Below are 17,225 nucleotides of genomic sequence, written 5' to 3'. Positions count from 1 at the left end.
GGCCGGCGATCGACAGCCGGACGCACGAAGCGGCGGCAGGCGACAACGCGAAGGGGCGGGCCCGGACGGGACCGCCCCTTCGCGTTGTCGCCTGCCCTGCGGCCCCGCCCCGTCTCCTACTTGCCGCCGAGCACCTCGATGGCCCGGTCGAGCTGTGGATCGCCCGCTCCGGCGTCGTCCTCGGGGGTGGCGGGCACGTCCACGTCGGGCTTCACCCCGCCCCATGTCTCGGTGTCCTCGCCCTTGAGCGTCCAGCAGCCGCGGTAGGGCAGACGGAAGGTGCTGCCGTCCACCAGGCGGCGGGCTCCCGTGCCGATGAGCCAGCCGTAGGTGGTCCGCCCCACGATCTTGCCCAGCTTCAGCTCCCTGAACCCGTTACCGCACACCTCGGCGTTGGACAGGGACACCTCGTTCAGCAGCATCGCCGTGGGCTTCGCCCAGACGTTGGCCGGGGTGAAGTGGCGCGGGAAGCCGCGCACCCCGCGGTACTGGTAGGGCCGCCGCCACAGGTAGGTGAGCAGCTCCTCGTCGATGGCCCCGCCGGTGTTCCAGCGCATGTCCAGCAACAGGCCGGCCCTGCCGTCCCCTTCCGCTTCCAGGATCCGCTTGAACTTGGCGATGTCCGCGGAGCCGCACGCGGGCAGGTGGATGTAGACGTAGCGATCGCCGGTCCTTCTCTTCACGTACTCGCGCCGGCCCTCGTCCCAGTCGTTGTAGCGCAGTGCGCGCTGTTCCGCCGGGCTCACGCCCTTCACGGTGACCTCGCGCGCGCCCGGTGTGGCGGAGCCGCGGAACTCCCCCTCGGCCACCGGGGCGGCCGCGACCACCAGCCGGATGCGCTTGCCGGCCTTGTCGGAGAGCCATGCGTCGTCGCGCGCGCCGGCATGGAGCGGCTGGCCGTCCACCGCGAGGATGTACTCGCCGACGGCCACCTTCACGTTGGGCTGGTCCAGCGGGCCTTCGCGATACACGCCGGATAACCGCGCTCCCACCTGCCCCGCCGCCGGGGCCTCCAGCTCGCACCCCAGGCCCGCGGTGGGCTGGTCGGGCTGCTGCGGCGGGCCGTACGCTCCGGTGTGCGAGGAGTTCAGCTCGCCCATCATCTCCCGCAGCTGGTCCTCGAAGTCCACGTGGTGCGCCACGTACTCCGCGCGCGCCTCGTACTTCGCGCCCACCTTCTCCCAGTCCACCCCGTGGTGGCCGGGGTCGTAGTAGGAGTCGCGCAGCGTGGTCCACGCCTCGTGGAACATCTGGCGATACTCGCCGGGGGTGTTGACCGTCACCTGCGCGGCGTACGTCACTTCGGCGGGGCCGGTGGCCGTGCCGCCCTCTCCCATGGTGAGCACGCGGATGCCGCCGCCGGCCAGGTAGTAGACCTTCTTGCCGTCCTTGTCCCACTGCAGCGCGCCAGGCCGCGCGAAGTTGCCACTCTCGCCCAGGCGCGGGGCCACCGGCTCCCCGGAGGTGAGCGCGCGCGCCTTTCCGCCCTCGGCCGGCATGCTGTGGACCTGCGTGCCGTTGAGGTCGCGGTGGAGGAACACCAGCGTCTTGCCGTCCGGCGATGGAACCGGCTCGTAGCAGTCGCCCGAGGTGTCGAGCAGGCGCTTGAAGCGCTTCTCGATCCGGGTGAAGTCGATCTTCACCGGGACGGCGGGCTTCGCGGCGTCCGCGCCCTTCGCGACCGCGGCGCCATCCTTCGCGACCGTGGCGCCGTCTTTCGCTCCCGCCGCCTTGCCCTCGCCCTCCTTCTTCGCGGCGTCGGGCAGGAACAGCGAGTCCAGCTTGCTCTCCGTGAACTTCACCGTGTCCGGAAGGAGCGGCAGCCGGTACAGGTCGGTGTTTCCGTCGCTCACGCTGCCGCGGTCATGGGCCTCGCGGTTGGAGATGAAGTACAGGTTCTTCCCATCGCGGCTCCACGTGGGCTGCAGCGACTCGTGGTTGGCGCGGGTCACGTTCACCGGCGTCCCGCCTTCCATCGGCACGATCCAGATCTCGTGCTCCTCGTTGGTGGTGAGTGCGGTGTAGGCCAGCCAGCGGCTGTCGGGCGAGACGGCCAGTGCGCAGTCCAGTTCCTCGTTGCCCACCGGGCCCTTCACCAGCGTGCGTTCGGCTCCGCCGGCCAGCGGCACGGCGCAGATGTCCTGCGCCCCGCGAAAGTACGTCACGGTCTTCCCATCGGGGCTCACCACCGGCGAGCCTTTCTCCCCCGTGCCCTCGGTGAGACGCCTCGGAGCCCCGCTGCCGTCGGCGGGCACCACGTGCACCTGGAAGCTCCCGGTGGGGTCGCTCACGTACACCAGCGAGCGCGAATCCGGAGTCCAGGCCACGTACCTGTCGCGCTCGGGGCCGCGCGTTATGTGACGCGTCTCGCCGCCGTCCGCGGGCAGCACGAACAGGTCGCCGCGCACCACCAGCGCGATCTTCTTCGAGTCGGGCGAGAGCGCCATCTCGCTGGCCTCCCGGTTCAGCGTGCGGGTCTCCTCCAGCGGGCGCTCGAAGTCGGCGCCGGCCAGGATGCGGACTTCGCGGCTCTCGCCCGACCGGGTGTCGGTGATCCACACGCCCATGGCGTGCTCGTAGGCCACCCGCGAGCCGTCGGCGGAAATGGACGGGAAGCGCACCGGGTCGTCGGTGAACTTCGTCAGCGCCTCGGGCGGGGCGCCCGGTCCCGCCTGCCGGTACAGGTTGGGGTTGCGGCCGTCCCGGTCGGACACGTAGTAGAAGGTCTTCCCGTCCGGGCCCCACATGGGCCAGAGGTCGTCGCCGTTCCAGTCGGTCCAGCGCGCGTACCTGCCGCTGGCCGGGTCGCACGTCCACACGTCGGCGTTGTTGGAGCCCTTGTAGCCGATCCGCCACCAGAAGCGCAGCGCCTGGTCGCCCAGGTTGAGCATCAGCGTCCGGCCGTCGGGAGAGAACGAGGCGCTGGTGGCGTCGTCCCAGAAGGTGCGCGTGAGCCGGCGCGCCATGCCGCCCGCCAGCGGCACGGTGTACGCGGCGTAGGCGGTGTTGCGCCCGCTCACGAACACCACCTCGCGGCTGTCCGGGGTGAACCCGGTGGGGATGTCGTCGGACGAGTGCCAGGTGAGGCGCCGGGGCAGGCCGCCTTCCGAGGGCATCACGTACGCGTCGAAGTTGTTGTTTCGGTTGCTGGCGAACGCGAGCCACTTGCCGTCGGGTGACCACACCGGGGCGCGCTCGTAGGCCGCGTGCGCGGTGAGGCGGCGCGCCACGCCGCCCGCCGCGGGCACGCTCCACAGGTCGCCCACATAGCCGAACACGAGGGTCGTCCCGTCGGGCGAGAGCGCCGGGTACCTTCCGCCGCGAATGGGCTCACCGGGGCGCGCCCATGCGGGCGCGGCGGGGGCCGCCGGCTCGGCGGCGCGGGAGGCGCCGGCCCCGGCGGCGATCCCGGCGGCGGGCGCGAGGAGGCTCACGAGGACGCGAAACACGAAACGGGACCCGGCGGTCCACTGGCTCATGGGACGGCTCCTTGCCAGGGTGGCGAGAATGGAGAATCCGAAGGCGCGGGCACGTGGGAATACAACGCCGGGAGCCCCGTGCGCGTCAAGGATGGTGTGGTCACGCGGGGTCGGGGCGGCGTTCGAGCCGCCGCGATGCCACGCGATGCCGCGGCGCCTTGACACCTCCCGGGGCGCGCCCGCATTCTGGGCGTCGCCCCTTCGTTCGCCGCGTGCCGCCACGGCGCGCCCGATGCTCCCGGCCGAATTGGAAGGCTCCCGCGATGAAGCAGTCTCTCAGCCGCATCCAGGCCGTCGTCGTCCTCGTGGCGGCGGGCTCGTTCGTAGGCCTGGCGTTCAACCTGGCGGCGCCCAAGGGCGTGCTCTCGCTGACCGCGCGCACCGCGACCGCGGAGGCCGCCGCTCCCGCGCCGGATCCCGCGCCGGCGCCCACCGCGGCTTCGGCGACGACGCAGGAGCCGGCCAGCCCGGCCGCGGCGCCGCGAGAGGCGAAGAAGCCCGTCCGGAAGTCGGCTGCGAAGGCCGCGCCCGCAAAGGCCACGAGCGCGAAGGCCACGAGCCCGAAGGCTGCGCCAGCAAAGGCCACGAGCGCGAAGGCCACGAGCGCCAGCCCCGCCGCGGCACCCGCCGGCGCGAAGCCCGTTCCGGCCACCGCGGCTCCGCCCGCCGCCCCCGAAAAGCCGGCCGCGCCCCAGGTGGTGGAGCTCCCCGAGGCGCGGTTACTGCAGCTGCAGAAGTCCGCGATCCTGCTCGACGCCCGCGAGCGCAATGTCTACGAGCTGGGCCACATTCCCGGAGCGCTGAGCCTGCCGGATCCCGAGTTCGCCACCGCGTTCGCCCGGCTCGAAGCGCGGCTGCCGCGCGACGCGAAGATCCTGGTCTACTGCGAGAGCGAAACCTGCGACCAGGCCGAGACCGTCTCCTGGAACCTGGTGCACAAGGGATACAAGAACATCCTGCTGTTCAAGAAAGGCTGGTCGGCGTGGGAAGCGGCGGACTACCCCCAGGAAAAGGGACCGTCCCGGTAGCCTGGAGGGCGCTGCGGGCGCTGTGCCTGCTGGCGCTGGCGGTGCTGATGATCGGCGCGGCGCTGGGGAAGTTCCAGCGCCCGATGGCATTCCTGCGCGCGGTGATGGCCTACCAGCTGCTGCCCCAGGGCCTCAACACCGCGGTGGCGGTGACGTTCCCGGGCATCGAGCTGGTGGCGGGGCTGGTCCTGCTGGGCGGGCTGCTCACGGCGTGGCGCCCCCTCAACCCCGGAGGGCAGCCCTCGCGGTTTGAAGTCCTCGTGGAAGCCGCCGGCTGGGTCACGGCGGGCATGATGTGCCTGTTCAGCGTGATCCTGGCGGCGGAGATCCTGATGGGCCGGAAGCTGGACTGCAGCTGCTTCGACATGCTCGGCAACTACCTGCCGTTCCTCAAGAGCACCAACGTGAACTGGGGCACGGTGGGGCGCGACGTGGCGATCCTGGCGCTGACGGTGCCGGTGATCGTGCGGTGGCCGCGGCGGGCTTCACAGGCAGGGCTTTCGGACGCGAAGGCCACACCCGTGACCCCTTCGACACCCTCAAGTTGATGGACGCAGTCCAGGCTACCGCCCCTTCAACCGCCCCCTCAGATACTCCACCTCCCCGACCTTCCTGAACTCCCCCGCCCCGGCCACCTCCTCGCGCGTCATGGTCAGCCGCCCGCGCCGCGACAGGTCGTAGCGCAATCGCACCTGGCCCGCCGCGCGGGCGCCGGTGAGCGTGAGAACCAGCGCTTCCGCCCGCCCCTCCAGGCACAGCACCGCACCCGAGGCGTCGGTGAAGACCATGCGGTAGCGGTCGTCCGGCTCGCGTGTCAGGAAGGCCACGGTCTCGTACTCGCGCCGCGGACCGGAGGTGACCTTGCTCTGCAGTTGCATCACGGTGTGCTCGTACTTCCACTGGGCCAGCAGGCGGTCCACCGAGCCCCTATCGCCCGGCGGGCTGCCCTGCCACACGCCCGCGAAGCGGTCGAGCAGCGTGTCGGTCAGCGAGGCGACGGCGTGGAACTGCAGCGTGTCGGGCGCCGGCGCCGGCGAAGGCGCGGGTGCCGCGGCGGGTGGCGAAGCTGCGGCGGGCGCGGACGCGGCAGCGGCAGCGGCCGGCAGCGCGGGCCCGAACGTCGCCATCATCGCCGCGGCCGCCAGGCCGGGCATCCATCCGTTGCGCATCACCTGGCCCACTTCCAGAACCGCACGAAATTGAGCCCCATGGCGTCCTCCACCTGTTCCCGCGTCCACTTCTTCTTCAACAACTTCGCGGCCACGCGCCAGGCCTCCTCGGAGAGCAGGCAGCCGGCGCGGGCTTCCCCGGGCCGCAGGTCGTCCGGGGATTCGAATGCGAACCCGTTGGCCGCACCGTGCGGCACGCGCCCCGCGTACAGGCACGCCCCGTCCACGGGCGCGGGCGAGCGCAGTTCCCCCTGGTCCAGCAGCAGTCCCTGGGCGGCGATGCGCCGGGCCTCCGCGGGCGTGGGCGCGGTCTCGGGCAGCACGGCGCGCACGCCGAGCCGCTGCAGGAACATCAGCAGCGTGGTGTCGGCGAGATCGAAAGACCCCACGCGCGCCTCCAGCACCACGCTGGTCCTGCCGTGGCGGGCGTGGTCCTCGAGGTCCTCAGCGGTGTGCGCGACCTGGATCCAACCGGTGTCCCCGCCGCATTCGCGCTCCAGCTGCGCCACCCGCGCCATGGCCTGCAGCGGTTCCGCGGGAGGCAGCGCCAGCAGCACCACTCCCGCGCCGTGGGCCACGGCCACGCGCAGGCCGTGCCCGGCCTCGTCCCAGCGCGCGCGCGACACGGGCCGGCCGAGGCGGGCGGCCAGGCGCGGCAGGCGGCGGTTGTCCACGTGCCAGGCCGAAGTGTCGGCCACCGCGTGCAGCATCCGCGCCTCGAAGCGCCCCACGGACTCGAACACGTCGCGGCGCAGCTTCCAAGGCTGGTCCTCGGGCTGGTGATAGTCGGGATGCTCGCCCGCCGACGCGGTGAACAGCGAGGGGATGCCGCGTTCCGAGAAGGGCCAGTGGTCGCTGTCGGGCCCCGAGCCCCACGAGCGCGACCGCGCGCGCAGCGAGTCGGGCAGCAGCGCGCGCGCCATGCGCACCAGCTCGGGATAGCGGTCCACACCGCCGAAGTTGGGCACCGGCTCCCCCAGGCCCACCATGTCCAGGTTCAGCATTACCGCGATGCTCTCGGCGGGCGGGTGCTCGGCGAACCAGGTGGAGCCCTGGAGTCCCTGCTCCTCGCAGCCGAACAGCGCGAAGTACACCGTCCGCCGGGGCCGCCACGGGCCGCGCGCGGTGGATCTCGCCAGTTCCAGCACCGTGGCCGCGCCGGAGGCGTTGTCATCAGCGCCGGCGTAGACGCGTCCCATGGCGTCGCGGCCCATGTGGTCCAGGTGCGCGCCCACCACCACGCACTCCTTCCTCAGCGCGGGGTCCGAGCCGGCGATCCTGCCCACCACGTTTCGGCCCACCGCGTGCTCCTGCGCCTGGCTCTTCACCTCCAGGCGGACGCGGCGGTCCAAGGCGAAGCCCACCGGCCGGTCCAGCTCCATGGCGGCCTTGATCTCGGTCCAGGTGCGGCCGGTGCCCACCAGGAGGTCGCGCACCACGCGCAGCCCCACCCACAGCGACGGCATGTCGGGCGTGAAGTAGCGTTCCTGGACGGTGCCCCACAGCGGCCGCTCGCCCTCGAACATCAGCGCGGCGCGCGCCCCGTGGGCGCGGGCGTTGCGGACCTTCCAGCCGTTGGCGCGCTGATCCTCCCAGCGGCCGCCCGTCCGGGGGGCGCCCCGGAGGAACAGCACCACCTTGTCCCTCACGTCCAGGCCGGCGTAGTCGTCGTAACCCCTTTCGGGTGCGGAGATGCCCCAGCCCACGAACACCACCGGGGCTTCCACCGCGCCGGAGCCCGAGTAGAGCGGCGCCACGAAGTCGGGGCCGTAGGCGTAGTGAATGTCACCCGGCGGGGCCCCGAGGTAGGTCAGTTCGGGCACGCCGGCAAGCCGGGTGGCGAGGAAGGTGTAGGGCTGGAAGAAACTGGAGTCTCCGACGCCCGGATGCAGCCCCCACTCCAGCAGCCGCGCCGCCGCAAAGGCCTCCGCGCGCGTCCCGCCCGGCTGGCCGGTGCGTCGCCCTTCCAGGGAGTCCGCGGCCAGCACCTCCGCCAGCCCCCGGGCCATTTCGCCGTCGAAGCCCGGCTGAGCCCGCGTCGGCAATCCCGGCAGCGCGAGGGCCAGCGCCAGCGCCAGGGCCAGGGCGAGTCCGGGGGACGCGGGGCGATGGAACACGAGGGCCTCCGTGAGGGGATCGGGAAAGGGTGTCGGCGCGCGATTGTGGCACCTGGCCCGGGAGGTGGCAAGCGAGGGGGGTATGTGTGGGAGCCGGGTGGACGGCGCGGGGAGGGGGGCCTCCGGCGCCGGCGGGGAGATACTCTGAGGGCTCGCGGAGTGCGGTCCCGGGCGCCCGAATTGGGTTGTTTCGGCGGCGTTGCCAAGTCTATTCTACGGTTGGTTTTTTCCGCGCGGCCCACCCGGCGGCCGCGAACTCGTCCGACCCGGGTTCCGACCCGTCCCAAGAGGTACTCTCTGTGATCCAGGGCGCACTCTTCGGGGCCGGCAACATCGCGCAGCGTGGGCACTTGCAGGCCCTCGACTCCGATCCCGCGCTCTCCTCGGAGATGCGGATCACATCCTGCTGCGATCTGGCCCCTGCCAACCTCGAAGCCGTCCGCTCCCGGTGGCCGGCGATCCGCACCTATGGCTCGGCCGGAGCCCTGTGGGCCGCCGAAAAGCCGGACTTCGTGGACATCTGCACCCCACCGGACTCCCACGCGGCGCTCATCCGCGAGGCGGCGTCGCGGAATTGCCACATCTTCTGCGAGAAGCCGCTGTGCCGCTCCTCCGCCGAGGCCGGGGAGCTGGACGCGGTGCTGCGCGACCGGCCGCTCGTGTTCCTGCCCGGGCACCAGTATCACCACGCACCGCCATGGCGCGCGGTGGCCGACGCCGTGCGCGCGGGCGACATCGGCGAGCTGCGCTTCGTGGAGTGGACGGTGTGGCGCAAGGAGGCCAACCCCGGCAGCGCCGCGTGGGCGCCCACGTGGCGCACCGACCCGCGGGTGGGCGGCGGCGGAATCCTGATGGACCACGGCGCGCACGTCGTCTACCAGCTGCGTTCGCTGCTGGGCGACCCGCTGGCGGTGACCGCGCTGATGCAGAAGCTGCGGCCCGATCCCTACCCGGTGGAGGACACCGCCACGGTGGTGTTCGAGTACTCCCGGGCGGTGGCGCGGCTGGGGTTCACGTGGGCCTCGCCGCTGCGCGAGATCACCAACCGGCTGGTGGGCACCCGGGGCGAGATCCGCGTCTCCGATGATCGCATCGTGCTGGCCCGCGGCGGCGAGGAGCAGGAACTGAAGTTCGGCGCCGGCATGTCGGCGAACTCGTCGCACTCCGAGTGGTTCGTGCCGCTGTTCCGCGAGTTCGTGGCGCGCGTGAAGCGTCGCGACCACGCGCGGGACGCGTGGGAGGAGGCCGTGGCCTCGCTGCGCACGCTGGAGGCCTGCTACCGCTCGTCCGCCGAGGGGCGCACCATCCGGCTGCCCGCCACCGAGAAGGCGACCGCGTGAAGCGCCTCGAGTGGCTCTTCCTGGCGCTGGGGGCGGGCCTGTTCCTGCTCCTGCTGCGGCAGTTCGGCCTGGTCTCACTGCTGAACTCGCTGGCCGGGCAGGGCCCGCTCTTCCTGCTGGTCCTCATCCCCACCGCCGTCTCCTACCTGCTGTTCTGCTTCGCGTGGTGGCTGGCGCTGGACCCCGCCGCCCGACGGGAGCTGAAGTTCCGCTACCTCTTCCTGGTCTCCATCGCCGGGTTCTCTCTCAATTACATGACGCCGTTCATCGCCCTGGGCGGCGAGCCGCTGAAGATGATGCTGATCTCGCGGCGGCTGGGAAAGCACCGCGCGGTGAGCTCGGTAATCGCCTACAACGCCCTGCACGTGCTGAGCCACATGGGCGTCTTCATCGTGGCGCTGGTCCTGGGCTTCTGGCTGCTCGAGCTCACGCCCACGCGCGTGGTGGCGCTCGGGGGCGGCGCGGCGGCGGCGGGCCTGGTGGCGTTCGCGCTGCTCACCGCCCACCAGGGCGGACTGGTGGAGCGGCTGTTCGGCTGGCTGGGCCGCCAGCGGCTGGTGAAGATCCGGGCCGACCGGCTGGCCTCGTGGCAGGAGCGCCTGGTGCGCTACGACGACAGCGTCACCAGCTTCTACCGCGAGCGCCGGGGCAGCTTCTGGCTGGCGCTGGGCGCGGACTTCCTGGGCCGGGCCATCTGGGCCATGGAAGTCATGGTGATGATGGCCAACGTGGGCATCTGGCTGAACCCGCTGCGCACCTTCTTCGCGCACTCGGTCAGCTCGCTGATGCAGGTGGCCACCTTCTTCGTGCCCTATGAACTGGGGGTGAAGGAAGGCAGCTTCTACCTGTGCCTCAAGTGGCTGGAGGCGGACCCCTCCTACGGGATCTACCTGGGGGTGGCATCCAGGCTGCGAGAGCTGATCTGGATCGCCGGCGGGCTGGCCATCATGGCCGCGCTGGGGGTGCGGCGCATGCCGAAACTGGCGGAAGCGCCCGAGGAATCCCGCGGCGGCCCGATGCTGCGCCCCGCAGCGCCACGGCCGCGGGGAGCGGAATTCGGCCGGAAGGCCGCCCGGGACGAGGAGCCGGTCCTGAGCGAGGAAGCCCAGTGAGCCTGAAGCGCCTTCGGTCGGAGCTGGAGTCGCGCCAGGTGTTCAAGGCCTGGGAGATCGAGGAGAACCTCGATCGCTATTTCTTCCGGCCCGTGGCGGTGGTGTTCACCGCCGCCTTCCTCCCGATGCGCGTGACCCCCGACCAGGTCAGCGTGGCCGGGATGCTGATCGGCATGGGGGCCGCCTTCCTGATGTTCTCCCCTTCGGTGCCGGTCCTCGCGACGTGCGTGGCGCTGCTCTGGATCGCCGAGGTGATGGATGCAGCCGACGGCCAGCTTGCCCGCCTCCGGAAGGAGCCCTCCCGCTACGGCCGGATCGTGGACGGCGTGTGCAGCATGCTGATGTTCGTGGTGATCTACTCGGTGCTGGGGTGGGGACTGGTGTCGCAGACGGGAGAGTGGATGTGGGGCGCCCTGGCGTTCCTGGCGCTGGCCTCGCACTCGCTGCAGAGCGCGCTGTACGACTTCTATCGCACCGAGTACATCCGCATCGTGAAGAAGCGCGAGGCGCTCGACCCGGACTCGCCCGAGGCGCTGGCGCGGGCGCGCAGGACCGGGGCGGATGGCGCGGGCGCGGGCCGGGGCCTGGTGCTGGGCCTCTACGAGCACTACGCCGCCCGCCAGGTCTGGACCACGCCCACCTACCAGCCGCTGCTGCGCGCCATCCAGGCCCACTTCCCGGACGGTCCCGTCTCGGAGCACTTCGCCGCGGCCTACGGCGAACGCCAGCGCCGCATGGTGCGCTGGTGGAACTACCTCGGCCCCAACGCCCACCTGGTGCTGCTGTCCGCGTCGGTGCTGCTGCGTCGCCCGGAATGGTACCTGTGGGCCAACGTGCTGCTGCTGAACGTGTACGCGCTGGCGCTGACGTGGACCCAGCGCGGTGCGTCCGAGCGGCTGATCCAGGACCTTTCGCGGGAGGAGCCCGACCCCCGCCCGGTGCCGGTGCGCGGCGGGGCGATGGCCGAAGCGAAATGACCGCCTCCCGCTGGGAGGCGGTGCTGTTCGACTTCGGGGGCACCCTGGACGGCGACGGCATCCACTGGAGCCGCCGCTTCGACGCCGCCTTCCGCGCCCAGGGCCTGGAGTACCCCGCCACCGCCCTGGACCCCGCCTTCCGCGCCGCCGAGGACGCGATCAACGCCGACGCCTCGGTGGCGGGGCTCAACCTCCACGCCTCGCTGCGCATGGAATGCGGCCTGATGCTGGCCCACCTGGGCTTCCCCGACCCGGCCCCGGCCGACCGGGCGGCCGCGTTCCTGCTGGCGGAGACCCGGGACCATCTCGACCGCAATTCCAGGGTCCTGGAATCCCTCCGGGGCCGGGCCCGCGTGGCGATCCTCTCCAACTTCACCGGCAACCTGGAGTTGATCCTGCGCGAGGAGGGGCTGCTGCCCCTGGTGGACGCGGTGTGCGACTCGGCCGTGGTGGGGCTGCGCAAGCCCGACCCGGACTTCTTCCTGCATGCGCTGGGCCGGCTGGGGGCGACGCCGGCGGGTGCGATCATGGTGGGGGACTCGGTGGACATGGACCTGCGCCCGGCCCGGGCCCTGGGAATGGCCACGGCCTGGGTGCGCGGCCCGGTCCAACGCCGGACAGATTTCCGGCCGGACTTCACCCTGGGCAGCGCCCGGGACTTCCTGGCCGTGTGGGATGGTGGGATTTGAGGCCGGGCGTTCCTGAAACCGGGAGGGGCGGCAGGTGAAGGCGGGGATCCTGGCCGCCGGGGAGGGCTCGCGGCTGCAGCAGGAGGGCCGCCGGGTCCTCAAACCGCTCCTGGAGATCGGCGGCAAGTCGTTGATTCAAAGGACGATAGAGAATCTGCATGCCGCCGGGGCGGAGGAGATCCACGTCATCGTCAACGAGGACTCGGTGGAGGTCCGGGACCGGGTCCTGGCCCAGCCCCTACCCGTTCCGGTGCGCTTTGTGATACGGTCCACCCTTAGTTCGATGCACAGCCTGCTGGTCCTTCGCCCGTTCTTCGAAGGCCGGGAAGCGCTGGTGTCCATGGTGGATTCGGTCCTGCCGCCCGGGGAGTTGCCGGCCCTGGTGGCGCGGGCCCGGGCCCGCCGCCGCTCGGACGGCACCCTGGCGCTGACCTCTTTCGTGGACGACGAGAAGCCGCTGTGCGTCCGGATGACTTCGGACCGGATCACCACCCTGGGCACCTCCCTTCCGGGGGCCCGCTGGGTGACGGCCGGAATCTATTATTTCACACCGCGAGTGTGGCCGGAGCTGGACCGGGCCCAGGAGCTGGGTGTGTCCAGAATGCGCAACTTCCTGGGCCACCTCGTGGACGCGGGTTTCCGGCTGCACGGCCACCGGCTTCCCAAGACGGTGGACGTGGACCGTCCCGGGGACGTGAGGGCCGCCGAGGAGTACCTGGCCCTCTGGGAGCGCAAGGAATGACGCCACAATTCACGGGAATCGCCCGCTCGGTCGAGTTCTCCCCCAATCACGAATCGAACGACGCCGCCATCATGCGCCTGACCCGCGACGCCATCGAGGCCCGCGGCTTCGGCGTCGGGATGGTGAGCGAGGACGATCTCCCGACGGCCAGCATCGCCTCCCCGGTGGTCTTCCACATGTGCCAGGGCCCGCGCAGCATGCCCTGGCTCACGCGTCTCGAGGAGCAGGGTAAGCTCTTGATCAACTCCTCCGACTCCATCCGAAACTGCTACCGCACGTTCATGGTCGAGCGCTTCCACGAGTCCCGCGTGCCCTTCCCGCGCACGGTGATCGTGGAGACCTCCCTGGAGAGCATCCCGGAGGAGGTGGCCGGCCTGCCCAGCCTGTGGGTCAAGCGGGGCGACGTGCACGCCACCCAGAAGGGCGACGTGGTGCACGTGCCCGACCACGGCCAGGCCCTCGCGGTGCTCCGGGGCATGCGCGACCGCGGCATCGATCGCGCGGTGCTGCAGGAGCACCTGGTGGGCGACGTCATCAAGTTCTACGCCATCCACAACAACGGGTTCTTCGAGTGGTACCACTCCGAGGGACCGGGAACGCGCCCGGTGGACCCCGAGGCGCTGCGCGTGGAAGCCGAGCGCGCCGCCGACGCAGCGGGGCTGTCCATCTACGGTGGGGACCTGGTGGTCCACGACGGGGGCATAACGCTGATCGATCTCAACGACTGGCCCAGTTTCGCCCGCTTCCGGGATCGGGCTTCTCAGAAGATCGCCGATCAGATCGTGAAAGAGGCCCGACTCCATGGCAGAATCGACTAAGTCCCGAGCCGTCCACCTCCAGACCGAGATTCCCGGACCGAAATCCCGCCAGCTGTTCGAGCAGGAACAGAAGTTCATCGCCCCCGGCACGCAGGGCTTCGCCCTCATGTCGCGCCTGGTGATGGACCACGGGAAGGGCGCCACGCTCACCGACGTGGACGGCAACCGCTTCATTGACTTCATCGCCGGCATCAACGTGGCCTCGCTGGGCCACTCGCACCCGAAGTGGGTGGAGATGATGACCGAGCAGATCCGCAAGGTCTCGGTGGGCAGCTTCACCTCCCCCAACCGCGTGGCGGTGACCGAGCTGATCGCCTCCGTGACCCCCGGCGACCTCAACCGCGTGCAGTTCTACAGCGGCGGGTCCGAGGCGGTGGAGTCGGCCATCCGGCTGGCCAAGGCGTACACCGGGAAGTACGAAGTGGTGGCCTTCTGGGGCGGCTTCCACGGCAAGACCGGCGGCGTGCTGGGGGCCATGGGCTCCACCTTCAAGCACGGGCTCGGGCCGCTCATGCCGGGCCTGTACCTCACGCCGTATCCCGACTGCTACCGCTGCCCGTTCAAGATGAAGCACCCGGAGTGCAATCTCCACTGCCTGGACTTCGCGCGTGACATGATCAAGCTCGAGACCACGGGCCAGGTGGCCGCGATCCTGGTCGAGCCCATCCAGGGCACCGCGGGCAACATCGTGCCGCCGCCGGGCGCGCTGAAGCGGATCCAGGAGATCGCGAAGGAGTTCGGCGCGCTGCTGATCGCCGACGAGATGATCACCGGCTTCGGGCGCAGCGGCGAGTGGTTCGGCTCCAACCACGACGGGGTGGTCCCGGACATCATGACCTGCGGCAAGGGCATCGCCGCGGGCTTCCCGCTCTCGGTGGTGATCACCAGCGACCGCGTCGGCGACACTCCGCCGTGGAACCAGCCCTCGGGCTCGTCGTCGTCCTACGGCGGCAATCCCATGGCCGCCACCGCGGCGCGCGCCTCGGTGGAAGTGATCCGCGACGAGAAGCTGGTGGAGAACTCGCGCAAGGTGGGCGCGGCCATGCTGGCGCGATTCAAGGAGTTCGAGCGAAAGTTCTCCTTCGTGGACGGCATCGACGGCAAGGGCATGCTGATCCGCGTCGAGTTCGTGAAGGACAAGGCGACGAAGGAGCGGCTGGACAAGAAGCAGTGCGCGGCCATCTTCCACCGCGCCCTGAAGCGGGGCCTGCTCACCATGGCCTACACCAGCAGCTTCCGGGTGAACCCGCCGCTGGTGCTGGACGAGGCCACCGCGATGGAGGGCATGGACATCCTCGAAGAGGTGTTCGCCGAGACGGAGAAGGAGTTGCGCGGGTAGAGCCGGAGCGGCGGGGCCCTGCACGGCCAGGGCAGGCGCGCTGCGGGCCGGCACTCTTCCGGCAACGAAATCGGGGCGGGCTTCCAGTGGAAGCCCGCCCCATTGCGTTCAACCCGGGACCGCCGGCGCAGGGCCGGCGGAGTCCCTTACGTCCACGGACCGCGCGCCCCGGCGCGGCGTCCGCGCTAGATCTCGAATGCCTCCGCCAGCGCCACCAGCCGGTGCATCACCACCTGGCGCGCCTGGTTGATCTGCTCGCTGCTCAGCCCCAGGAACTTGCGGGCGTCCTCGAAGGCGCCCGCGCTGTCGCGGCACTGGCAGTACTCCTGCTGGTCGGTGAGCATGCAGGCCAGTCCCACCAGCACCTCCAGCTCGCGGCCCGGCTCCAGCCGCGGCTCGGCGTGGTGCAGGATCACATCCTGCAGGCTGGTCGGGAAGTTCCATTCCGCGGCCAGCTCCGCCCCGAGCTCGGGATGGGTGGTTCCGATGGCCTCGAACTCCACGTCCATCAGGCGGCGTCCCGCGGCGATCTCCTCGGCGAAGTGCTCGGCCGCGTCCGGCGGAAGGCACCGGTCGAGGGCCAGCACCCCGAGGTCGTGCAGCAGGCCGTGCGAGAACGCCAGGTCCCCGATCTTCAGCCCCTGGATCTCGGCGATGGCCTCGGCCGCCAGCCCGGTGCCCACGCAGTGCCGCCAGAAGAGCACGCTGTCGAACACGCGCGACGCGCCTCCCTGGGACATCAGGCCCACCTGAACGATGGTGCCCATGCACATCTTCTTGATGACGTTGAACCCCAGGAGCGTGATCGCCTCGGGAATCGTCTGGATCCCCCGGCTGCGGCCGTAGCTCGCCGAGTTCGCGAGCTTCAGCAGGGTCGCGACCAGCGAGGGATCGGCGCAGATGGCCTCGGCCAGCGTGGTGGAGTTGGAAGCCGGGTTGTCGATCACCTGCCACACCCGCATCATCGTGTGCGGCAGCGGGGGCAGGCCCTTGACCTGCCGCACCAGCTGTTCGCGAGGCACGATCAGGACGCTCACGGGCGATTCCTCCGGGGAATGAAGCCGTCGTGCTCAGGACGCGTCGGGTGCTTCGGCGCACCGGGTGGCGGCGCCTCGGCCGCGCGTCCGGAAAACTGGGGGCACTGTGGAAGTATCGGCCGCGCGGGAGGGGTCATTGAGGATTCCCGCAGCGGGGCGCCGGGAAATGCGCCGCGGAGGGCGCGGCCCTAGACCCCTGCGCGGGCGCGCACTTTGCGGAGCTGATTCCGGGCGGCCGCCGCCTCGGCGGCCTCGTCGAAGCGCACCGGCCGGCCGTCGCGCACCAGCCACTCGCCGCCGGCGAGCACCGCGCGGACATTCTCCGGCCGGGCCGAGTACACCACGGCGCCGGCCCACGCCTCGGCGGTGGCCGCCTCCAGCGGATTCCAGCCCCGTCCCAGGTCCAGGAACACCGCGTCCGCCGACTTCCCAGCCCGGAGGCTGCCGATGTCGGAATCCCATCCCAGGGCGCGCGCGCCGCCCAGCGTGGCCATCTCCAGCACCTCCAGCGCCGGCATGGCGGTGGGGCCGTGCTTCGGCTTCTGGATCAGCGCCGCCAGGCGCATTTCGGAGAACATGTCCAGGGTGTTGTTGCACGCCGCGCCGTCGCAGCCCAGCGACACCGGGATGCCGCGGGCGCGGAGCCCGGGCACATCCGCCACGCCCGAGGCCAGCTTGAGGTTGGAGCCGGGGCAGTGCAGCACGTGCGCCCCGGTGCGCGCCAGGGCGTCCACCTCGGCGGGCTCCAGGTGGATGCAGTGCGCCAGGCAGCTCACCGGCGAGAGCGTGCCCAGCCGGTCGAGGTGCTCCACGTTGCCGCAGCCGCAGCGGGCGCGCACCGCGTCCAGCTCGCCGTGGTTCTCGGAGGCGTGCGTGTGCCAGCGGGAGTGCTCGAAGTCGCGGGTCATGGCGAAGGAGGCGCGCAGCAGCTCGTCGGTGCACGAGAGCACGAAGCGCGGGGTGAAGGCGTACCGAAGCCGGCCCCCGGCGGTGCCGTGAAAGCGCGTGGCCAGGGCGAAGGCCTCCTCCAGCGCGTCGCGCGTGGGCTCGGCCAGAGGCGGGAACATGAGATTCACATCCATCAGCGCCTTGCCGAACACCGCGCGCAGGCCCGAGGCGGCGATCTCCCCCGCGATCACCTCGGTGCCCTGGATGGTGCCCATGTCCATGAACGCGGTGGTGCCGGAGCGCGTGAGCTCGCACAGGCCCAGGCGCGCCGCGGCGCGCAGCGAGGCCGCGTCGTGCGCGGCCTCCAGCGGGAAGATGCGCTCGCGCAGCCAGTCGAGCAGCTGCAGGTCGTCGGCCAGACCGCGGAACAGCGTCTGGCACAGGTGCAGGTGGGTCTGCACGAATCCCTGCAGGGCCAGGCAATCCCCGA

The 17,225-nt window shown here is 71.2% G+C and carries 14 protein-coding genes; 9 read left to right on the top strand and 5 right to left on the bottom strand.

Going from position 1 to position 17,225, the window contains the following annotated elements:
* Positions 1-116: 116 nt before the first annotated feature.
* Positions 117-3,479 (bottom strand): PD40 domain-containing protein, encoded by a 3,363-nt coding sequence (locus HZB25_07350; GenBank protein ID MBI5837043.1) that lies wholly within the window; start codon positions 3,477-3,479, stop codon positions 117-119.
* A 263-nt stretch (positions 3,480-3,742) separates the two neighbouring features.
* On the opposite strand from HZB25_07350, the gene HZB25_07345 reads away from it, so the two are divergent.
* Entirely contained in the window at positions 3,743-4,507 is a 765-nt protein-coding gene (locus tag HZB25_07345) for a rhodanese-like domain-containing protein (GenBank protein MBI5837042.1), read from the top strand.
* 47 nt (positions 4,508-4,554) lie between these two features.
* Entirely contained in the window at positions 4,555-5,055 is a 501-nt protein-coding gene (locus HZB25_07340; GenBank protein ID MBI5837041.1) for a hypothetical protein, read from the top strand.
* A gap of 15 nt (positions 5,056-5,070) precedes the next feature.
* Here the strand turns inward: HZB25_07340 and HZB25_07335 are convergent, their stop codons facing one another.
* Entirely contained in the window at positions 5,071-5,679 is a 609-nt protein-coding gene (locus HZB25_07335) for a hypothetical protein (GenBank protein MBI5837040.1), read from the bottom strand.
* On the bottom strand, positions 5,676-7,793 hold the full coding sequence (locus HZB25_07330) for a M20/M25/M40 family metallo-hydrolase (GenBank protein MBI5837039.1): 2,118 nt from the start codon (positions 7,791-7,793) through the stop codon (positions 5,676-5,678). Before HZB25_07330 ends, HZB25_07335 begins: the two co-directional genes overlap by 4 nt.
* A gap of 299 nt (positions 7,794-8,092) precedes the next feature.
* Between HZB25_07330 and HZB25_07325 the strand changes: the two genes are divergently transcribed.
* From HZB25_07325 to HZB25_07295, 7 genes are read left to right on the top strand one after another with little or no spacing between them, the layout of a single operon-like run.
* Complete coding sequence (locus HZB25_07325; protein MBI5837038.1) at positions 8,093-9,133, top strand: Gfo/Idh/MocA family oxidoreductase; 1,041 nt, start codon at positions 8,093-8,095, stop codon at positions 9,131-9,133.
* Positions 9,130-10,245 (top strand): flippase-like domain-containing protein, encoded by a 1,116-nt coding sequence (locus HZB25_07320; protein MBI5837037.1) that lies wholly within the window; start codon positions 9,130-9,132, stop codon positions 10,243-10,245. Before HZB25_07325 ends, HZB25_07320 begins: the two co-directional genes overlap by 4 nt.
* Positions 10,242-11,222: a CDP-alcohol phosphatidyltransferase family protein gene (locus HZB25_07315; protein ID MBI5837036.1), complete on the top strand. Its 981-nt coding sequence runs from the start codon at positions 10,242-10,244 to the stop codon at positions 11,220-11,222. Before HZB25_07320 ends, HZB25_07315 begins: the two co-directional genes overlap by 4 nt.
* Complete coding sequence (locus HZB25_07310; protein ID MBI5837035.1) at positions 11,219-11,911, top strand: HAD family hydrolase; 693 nt, start codon at positions 11,219-11,221, stop codon at positions 11,909-11,911. Before HZB25_07315 ends, HZB25_07310 begins: the two co-directional genes overlap by 4 nt.
* A 34-nt stretch (positions 11,912-11,945) precedes the next feature.
* Positions 11,946-12,653, top strand: a complete 708-nt coding sequence (locus tag HZB25_07305; GenBank protein ID MBI5837034.1) for an NTP transferase domain-containing protein — start codon at positions 11,946-11,948, stop codon at positions 12,651-12,653.
* Positions 12,650-13,471 (top strand): hypothetical protein, encoded by an 822-nt coding sequence (locus HZB25_07300; protein ID MBI5837033.1) that lies wholly within the window; start codon positions 12,650-12,652, stop codon positions 13,469-13,471. Before HZB25_07305 ends, HZB25_07300 begins: the two co-directional genes overlap by 4 nt.
* Positions 13,455-14,810, top strand: a complete 1,356-nt coding sequence (locus HZB25_07295; GenBank protein MBI5837032.1) for an aspartate aminotransferase family protein — start codon at positions 13,455-13,457, stop codon at positions 14,808-14,810. The genes HZB25_07300 and HZB25_07295 overlap by 17 nt, the downstream gene beginning before the upstream one ends.
* Positions 14,811-14,995: 185 nt before the next feature.
* Here the strand turns inward: HZB25_07295 and HZB25_07290 are convergent, their stop codons facing one another.
* Positions 14,996-15,847 carry an HDOD domain-containing protein gene (locus tag HZB25_07290; GenBank protein MBI5837031.1) on the bottom strand — a complete coding sequence of 284 codons (852 nt, stop codon included), beginning with the start codon at positions 15,845-15,847 and terminating at the stop codon, positions 14,996-14,998.
* Between the two features lie 188 nt (positions 15,848-16,035).
* Positions 16,036-17,225, bottom strand: a 1,190-nt coding sequence (locus HZB25_07285) for an amidohydrolase family protein (GenBank protein MBI5837030.1), incomplete at its 5' end; no start/stop codon positions are given.

Source organism: Candidatus Eisenbacteria bacterium, from assembly GCA_016235265.1.
GTDB lineage: Bacteria > Eisenbacteria > RBG-16-71-46 > RBG-16-71-46 > JACRLI01 > JACRLI01.
This window is presented reverse-complemented; position numbering and strand designations above follow the sequence as displayed.

Excerpts from the sequence above, each read along its gene's own strand:
- HZB25_07350 (MBI5837043.1), bottom strand. The coding sequence starts at position 3,479 with ATGAGCCAGTGGACCGCCGGGTCCCGTTTCGTGTTTCGCGTCCTCGTG.
- HZB25_07345 (MBI5837042.1), top strand. The coding sequence starts at position 3,743 with ATGAAGCAGTCTCTCAGCCGCATCCAGGCCGTCGTCGTCCTCGTGGCG.
- HZB25_07295 (MBI5837032.1), top strand. The coding sequence starts at position 13,455 with ATGGCAGAATCGACTAAGTCCCGAGCCGTCCACCTCCAGACCGAGATT.
- HZB25_07300 (MBI5837033.1), top strand. The coding sequence starts at position 12,650 with ATGACGCCACAATTCACGGGAATCGCCCGCTCGGTCGAGTTCTCCCCC.
- HZB25_07310 (MBI5837035.1), top strand. The coding sequence starts at position 11,219 with ATGACCGCCTCCCGCTGGGAGGCGGTGCTGTTCGACTTCGGGGGCACC.
- HZB25_07340 (MBI5837041.1), top strand. The coding sequence starts at position 4,555 with ATGATCGGCGCGGCGCTGGGGAAGTTCCAGCGCCCGATGGCATTCCTG.